This is a genomic window from Sulfuricurvum sp. (assembly GCF_028688295.1).
GTDB lineage: Bacteria > Campylobacterota > Campylobacteria > Campylobacterales > Sulfurimonadaceae > Sulfuricurvum.
Genome location: NZ_JAQTYM010000094.1, coordinates 1 through 6,513, shown reverse-complemented (window position 1 = coordinate 6,513; position 6,513 = coordinate 1). Strand labels below are relative to the sequence as shown.

Here is a 6,513-nt window from a genome sequence, read left to right as displayed (position 1 = left end):
CAAGGGCTCGAAGCGGCACTCAAACTCAAACGGGCTGTCGATGCCGCCATTGATGCGCTCAAACGTGATCGTAATCTTCCCGATAGTATTCGAGACTAAGGTGAAAATAACCTAGGGAAGAGTTAGAACTTCATCCCCAGATTAAAACCGAAGTGGCCAAAGGGCGCACCTATGGCGAATGTGTCATGGATGAGATATCCAGTATCAAAATGATCGATGGAGAGTTTCGCACTACCTTGCACATTAAAGAGAAGCCCAAACGGTTATGTCGTGTATGGGAAAATATCCTGGAGTAGGGCGGAGTGTTAAATACTATTTTTCCAATGCTCTTTGGGTGATCGTTTCTTTGGTAGCACACTCATAATAGCCGATATGAGTAGCAGAAGAAAAGAATATCGCGTATCGCTCAAAAGTTTTCCCTAACTCAATTGCCTCGTCGAAGCTGATCTCATAGATACCATTAAGTTATAACTCATACTCGTATTCTACACTTTTACCAGCGAATGAAAGTTCGCGAATCAATTACTAAGGATTTATATTATGAAACATACGGCAGCTTTTGCTTATACCGGCAGTGAGTTGGCAAAAAAAACTAAAATTACAATGCCAGAGGCACAAAAGATTGTCCTTAAAGCATATGAGGGTAAGATTATTGATCAGGAGTTGGAAAAACGGAAGAGCTGAACTGTTAATAGAACATAATGGACTTATATTAAATCCAAAAACATTTGAAGCGACACTAGATTATCAAACTTTCTACTAAAGAATTTGCAGTTCTAATGGCACTGATTCAAACACCGGGAGCCCCCCTATCAAAAGGACAACTTGAGGAGAAACTCTATGGATGGGAGGACTCTAATCAAAGATATCTTATCAACTAATCCGATTTTTCCCTAGTCTCTTGGAGTCGTATAATGCATTATCCGCTTTAACTATTAAACTTTCAATGGTATCTTCATCTTCAAACAAAGCGACTCCAAAGCTAGCTGTTTTATAACCGATATTTTTAAATTCGTGTGAAGAAAATCCAAGACGTAACCGTTCAGCCAACTCTTTTGCTTGTAAATACGTCGTTTGCGGGCAGAGAATAATAAACTCTTCTCCTCCCCATCGTCCAATACGGTCACTTGAACGAATCAAATCTTGAAATATGACCGATAATTTTTTCAATACTTCATCACCCACTGGGTGACCGTAGGTATCATTAATATGTTTAAAGTCATCTAAATCTACCATAATGATAGAAAAAGAGGTTTGATATCGTTGTGCTTCATCAATAAACAATTGGGCAAATTCTTCGATGGAGTTACGGTTATAAAGCCCTGTCAATACATCGATTTTTGTTAATGCTTTAAATAATATTTCATTGGTAATATTTTGCCGTACCGCTTGATAACCAATAATAGCTCCATCATCAAAAATCGGTTCTATATAAGCATCTACCCAATAAAAATCTTTATTTTTTTTAAGATTTTTAATACGCCCATGCCAAGGCTTACCTTCTGTGATCATCGTCCATAAATTTCGATATATTTCATCTGCTACATCAGGATGTCGAAGTAAATTATGTTTTTTACCAATAAGTTCTAATTCGGTATAACCCGTCAGATTACAAAATGCTTCACTGACATAAACGATAACTCCATCTACATCAGTAATAGAAGTCGATACATGTTTTTCTAGTAAAGAAATGTATTGATTAAAATGTCTGCGTTTAATTCCCATTAAGACTCTTTTACGTTAATCGATCCATAGTGTGAAGCAATTCACCCATCTTACCATCTACAGCTCCAACATACTGAGTCAAACTCATCATTTCATCCATATTGTGTGGTTGTCCTATCAACTCTTCAAGCGTGTATCCGGCTATTTTGCAAAAGTCTTCATTGGCAAAAAGAATTTTCCCTTTTGAATCGGTTTGTGATACCAAAAAATCAGTATTATTAAGGGTATGTTCCATGTTTTTTTCCTTTATATAGTGTTATTATTTTCAATCTTGCATATTTTCACGAATGGATAAAAATTGATCCAAATGTTCAAAAAACAAATCAACCATTTTCGGATCAATATGTTTTGCACGTTCTGTTCTAAATAAATCCAATATATCTTCCATATCCCACGCTTTTTTATAGACCCGATTATGGCCTAAAGCATCGAATACATCAGCGATGGCGGTGATACGACCATAGATCGGAATATCTTCCCCTTTTAATCCTCTCGGATATCCACTGCCATCGTATTTTTCATAATGGGTATACGCAACAATCGCAAATCTTTCATTTGCATACGTAATAATATTATTGGTGCTGGTTTTTAATATTGCGGTTGTTGAATTGATAGCTTCTTCGTACTGTGCAGTATAGTGAACTTTTTCTTCAAGATTTTTGCTGGTTGTATCCAGCTCATGTTTTAAAAATAATTTGTATTCTTCGAGTTCAGTAACATCGTGGCGTATGGCGATAAACTCAGAAATATTACCATCGATGTCAAAAATAGGATTAATAACCGTATGAACCCAATACGAACTTCCATTTTTATTACGGTTTTTTACAACACCTTCCCATGATTGACCATTTAAAATAGTTTCCCAAAGCCCTTTGAATACTTCTTGAGGCATGTCGGGATGTCGAATAATATTATGAGGCCGCCCAATCAGCTCTTCAGCCGTGTAGCCGGATATTTTACAAAATTTTTCATTTGCATAGGTAATAAATCCACATTTGTCGGTTTTTGAGACTATTACACTTCGATCAACGGCTTCTCGATAGTTTTGAAACAGTTTTTGCTCGCGCGCCGTCTCTCTCTCTCTCTCTCTCTCTCTCTCTGTACTCGAATGATCTTGCTTGCATGCAGTCAACATAATTCCTTCCAAGATTAATAATTGTTACATTATACAAATAAAAAATTTCTTTTCACATATAACCCAGCACACTAGAATATAGACCAATGTCCAATGTTACACATTGTAGCTTATCACTTTGATTATTTATCTTCAAGTAAATTTTTACTTGCTCGCTCTTTTTGCTCGCTCTTCAACTAACATAGAATTAAGGGTATCAATAACTTCACGACTACCTTTTTCAGCATCTTTAAAATAAGTCATAACGTTTTTGGATTCTTGTCCACAAGTATTAGCTTTAACACAATTAACAGCCGCAATGATATTATCATGCACTGATTTGTGTGGAGATTCGAGTTTTCTAAAACTAGGGGTATTCCCGAAAATTTGGGAGCCTTTTCCACCTTCAGCCCATTTGCCGAGACGACAATGGTGATGATCCACAAACTCTTCATCCACTTTGTTACTAAATACGCTTTTATATCCTTTTGCTTTGAAAAGCAAGTGATCTAGTTTAACTAAAACCATAAAGACAGAGTAGAGCACATTTGTTGAATCAGTCTCAATTTCTTCTGCTCTATTACCTAAAGCTATTAGCGTAGAACGGAATTGTTCAAGTTTCTGTGTTGAATTACTTGAAATAGTTTCCATAATGCTTGAGCGCTCATGTATTTCCATAGCGTTTTGCTTGAGGCTTTGAACACTCATTGCGACCTCTGCTGTCGCTTTTTGGGTACGTTCTGCAAGTTTTCGTACTTCATCGGCGACAACGGCAAACCCTCGTCCGTGTTCTCCTGCACGTGCCGCTTCAATAGCCGCATTCAGCGCAAGCAGATTGGTCTGATCGGAAATATCTTTAATGAGGTCAATTACTTGACCAATAGAACCAACGCCATCATTTAATTGACCAACGGAACCGTAATTATCTGTAATATTACTGACTAACTGTTGTTGAATTTCAAGGATTTCACCAATATCTTCATTTATTTCAATCGCATTGTTTCGATTGTTTTTATTAAGAGACTCCATATCTTCTAAATTACTTACATTATCCGCAAGGTCTTTTTGAAGCAGTGATAAATCTGTTTGACACGCACCGGTAAGGTTTTCTGTAAGATGCTGGATAAGATCAAACATCACAGCATTATTCTTTAATTTGGAAACCTCTTGTTTCAACTGCTGATTTTCATCATTTAAACGGTGATTGTCGTCATTTAAACTTTTAATTTCATTTTTTAACTCTGCTTCAATTTTTAAAAACTGAGCCTTTTTATTACCAAAAAACATGTATATTTTTCCTTTTTAAGTTTAATCGATATATCGATCCCATATCTCTAAACATTCTTCGAGATTGTTTAAAAACAAATCAATCAATCTTGGGTAGTAATGTATTATATATATATATATATATATATTAAACTTTAAATAACTCGCCAATTCAAGTCATAAGTGCAACACCTATGCTTTTAATAATGATGGCAACTAATCGTGTTTTGTATATATTAATCTTTAAAACTACTTATAAAGTGGTTAATTATTTCCTCAACGTTTTCAGGAAGTAAGCCACCATTAAGCCAATACTCAACGTAACCGTTGATTGTTGCGTTAAAAAGATAGGCTAGCTTTAAAGAGTCTGTTTCTTTGAGATTTTCTTTTATACAAATATCTTTAAACCAGTTTTCTAAAATTTTTATATTTGAAAGCAGGGGATTTGCATTGGACATATTGAGCTTTACTAAATAGAGCGGGTCACCCAAGATCGGATCTAAAAAAGCCATTTTTTTATTTCGAAATGCTTCAAATTTATAGGTAACAAATAGCTTAAGAGAAGTCAATGAATCTTTATCACGGCACATATTCTCTAAATGGGTATAAAAAAGTTTTCTCTGATGTGCAATATAAGCGTAATAAAGTTCCTCTTTAGAGGTAAAGAGTTTATATAATGAGCCAACAGATATCCCGATATGTTGTGAGATATCTTGAATGGTTGCGTTGTTATACCCTTTTTCTTCGAAATATATTGAAACCTCTTCTAGTATTGTGTTTTTTTTAAATTCTTGAACTTTTTTCTTGACGATATTTTTCACAATTTATATCTCCATACTTAACATATGGGCAAATTATACACAAGTTTCTATATTAAGAATGTGTTTAATGTAAAATGAATATAATTCATAAAATTGAATTGTATTTATACTGTTGGGAAATATATGAAAAATCAAATAAAAAATAAGGCTAGAATCCGTAAATATATGTTTTCGGGAGGTGCTATTGTCTTGATAATCGTTTCGGTAGTTTTTTATTTGAGGGGAGGGCGTTTTGTTTCCACTGATGATGCGTATGTAAAGGCTGCCCGAGTAAATATAAGCTCTAATATTTCAGGACGTGTAATAAAAATTTTTGTCAAAGAAAATCAGCAAGTGCATAAAGGCGATCCTCTTTTTGAGCTTGATGACCGTGAATATAAAATTGCTATTGTTGATGCAAAAGCTAAATTGGCAAATGCCAAGCTACAGATTGAGGCATTGGAAGCAACATACAAACAACGAAAAGCTGATGTGCTTTCCGCCGAAGCGACACTAGCCTATGAGACAAATGAGCTTAAACGTCAGAAAAATTTGTTTTTGAGTGGAGCATCATCCCAAGCGAAACTGGATTCCGCACAGCATAATTTTGATACAGCGATTGAAAAGCTACATGCATTAAAAGAAGAACAAAACAATATCAGTTCATTATTGGGCAATAATCTAACAATAAATATCGATAATCATCCGACCGTACAACAAGCTCGGGCTGAGTTGGAACAAGCTAAGCTCAACCTCTCCTATACTGTTACAAAAGCACCGATGGATGGCATAGTTTCAAAAGTAGATCAACTACAGCCCGGGAGTTACATCAATGCGGCATCTGCATTATTTTCTCTTATGTCACAAAATATAGTCTGGGTGGAAGCAAATTTTAAAGAGACAGAGCTTGCTTATATGTGTGCAGGCCAAAAAGCAAAAATAGAGGTTGATGCATACCCTGATAAAACATTTTATGGCAGTGTGGAAAGTTTCAGTTCTGGAACGGGATCAAGTTTTTCTTTATTGCCGGCAGAAAATGCGTCTGGTAACTGGGTTAAGGTCGTACAACGTTTACCTGTACAAATTAAAATTAATAATCTGGACAGTAATCGTCCGTTGCATTCTGGGTTGAGCACTGTAGTAGAGGTTGACACACATCATAGTCGGATAAAAGATTTCTTATAATGGCTGAGCATCCATCACTCCACACTCCACTTGAGGAAGTTATAGAAGAACTTGGCGAAGGTTCGACATATCCCCATCCTCCTCATAAGGAGAATTCAAAAGCAGATATAAATCGTCCTTTGATTACTTTTGGAATTATGGCTGCAACTATTATGCAATCTCTTGATTCCACGATTGCCAATGTGGCTTTGCCCCAAATGCAAGGAGCACTTTCAGCTACTCAAGATCAGATGGGTTGGGTTCTTACCTCTTATATTATTGCAGCAGCCATTATGATTCCACTTACCGGATGGCTGGCTGGTCGATTCGGACGAAAAAAAGTTTTTCTGATATCAATCGTAGGATTTACTGTGACTTCTGCGTTATGTGGTTTATCGGAAAGTTTGCCTGAGATCGTGTTATTTCGTCTTTTACAAGGAATTT

Annotated in this window: 10 protein-coding genes and 1 pseudogene; 5 read left to right on the top strand and 6 right to left on the bottom strand. The window is 35.9% G+C overall.

Annotated elements, in window-relative coordinates; translation table 11 throughout:
- Nucleotides 1-152: 152 nt before the first annotated feature.
- The 3 genes from PHR02_RS12570 to PHR02_RS13615 all read left to right on the top strand — a co-directional run bounded on the left by PHR02_RS12570 (nt 153) and on the right by PHR02_RS13615 (nt 881).
- A complete protein-coding gene (locus PHR02_RS12570) occupies nt 153-296 on the top strand; it encodes a hypothetical protein (protein ID WP_299992537.1) in 144 nt (47 codons plus the stop codon).
- A 244-nt stretch (nt 297-540) separates the two neighbouring features.
- Nucleotides 541-684, top strand: coding sequence for a hypothetical protein (locus PHR02_RS12565; protein WP_299992535.1), 144 nt, complete (start codon nt 541-543; stop codon nt 682-684).
- A 59-nt stretch (nt 685-743) separates the two neighbouring features.
- Nucleotides 744-881, top strand: a complete 138-nt coding sequence (locus tag PHR02_RS13615) for a helix-turn-helix domain-containing protein (RefSeq protein WP_366141205.1) — start codon at nt 744-746, stop codon at nt 879-881.
- Here PHR02_RS13615 and PHR02_RS12560 read toward each other — a convergent pair.
- The 6 genes and pseudogenes from PHR02_RS12560 to PHR02_RS12535 form a co-directional block, all read right to left on the bottom strand.
- On the bottom strand, nt 874-1,725 hold the full coding sequence (locus PHR02_RS12560) for a diguanylate cyclase (RefSeq protein ID WP_299992533.1): 852 nt from the start codon (nt 1,723-1,725) through the stop codon (nt 874-876). The two genes, PHR02_RS13615 and PHR02_RS12560, sit on opposite strands and share 8 nt — an antisense overlap.
- A 10-nt stretch (nt 1,726-1,735) precedes the next feature.
- Nucleotides 1,736-1,960 carry a PAS domain S-box protein gene (locus PHR02_RS13610; protein ID WP_366141204.1) on the bottom strand — a complete coding sequence of 75 codons (225 nt, stop codon included), beginning with the start codon at nt 1,958-1,960 and terminating at the stop codon, nt 1,736-1,738.
- Nucleotides 1,961-1,990: 30 nt separating this feature from the next.
- Nucleotides 1,991-2,860 (bottom strand): PAS domain S-box protein, encoded by an 870-nt coding sequence (locus tag PHR02_RS12550; protein ID WP_299992532.1) that lies wholly within the window; start codon nt 2,858-2,860, stop codon nt 1,991-1,993.
- Nucleotides 2,861-3,004: 144 nt separating this feature from the next.
- The gene (locus tag PHR02_RS12545) at nt 3,005-3,367 is read right to left on the bottom strand and encodes a CZB domain-containing protein (RefSeq protein WP_299992538.1); all 363 of its coding nucleotides are present in this window, start codon (nt 3,365-3,367) and stop codon (nt 3,005-3,007) included.
- Between the two features lie 42 nt (nt 3,368-3,409).
- A pseudogene (locus PHR02_RS12540) lies at nt 3,410-3,868 on the bottom strand (methyl-accepting chemotaxis protein); the annotation flags it as partial.
- A 473-nt stretch (nt 3,869-4,341) separates the two neighbouring features.
- The gene (locus PHR02_RS12535; RefSeq protein WP_299992530.1) at nt 4,342-4,926 is read right to left on the bottom strand and encodes a TetR/AcrR family transcriptional regulator; all 585 of its coding nucleotides are present in this window, start codon (nt 4,924-4,926) and stop codon (nt 4,342-4,344) included.
- 123 nt (nt 4,927-5,049) lie between these two features.
- On the opposite strand from PHR02_RS12535, the gene PHR02_RS12530 reads away from it, so the two are divergent.
- Both PHR02_RS12530 and PHR02_RS12525 read left to right on the top strand, forming a co-directional pair.
- Entirely contained in the window at nt 5,050-6,090 is a 1,041-nt protein-coding gene (locus PHR02_RS12530) for an HlyD family secretion protein (protein ID WP_299992528.1), read from the top strand.
- A partial coding sequence (locus PHR02_RS12525) for an MFS transporter (RefSeq protein WP_299992526.1) occupies nt 6,090-6,513 on the top strand: 424 nt, incomplete at its 3' end. The genes PHR02_RS12530 and PHR02_RS12525, both read left to right, overlap by 1 nt.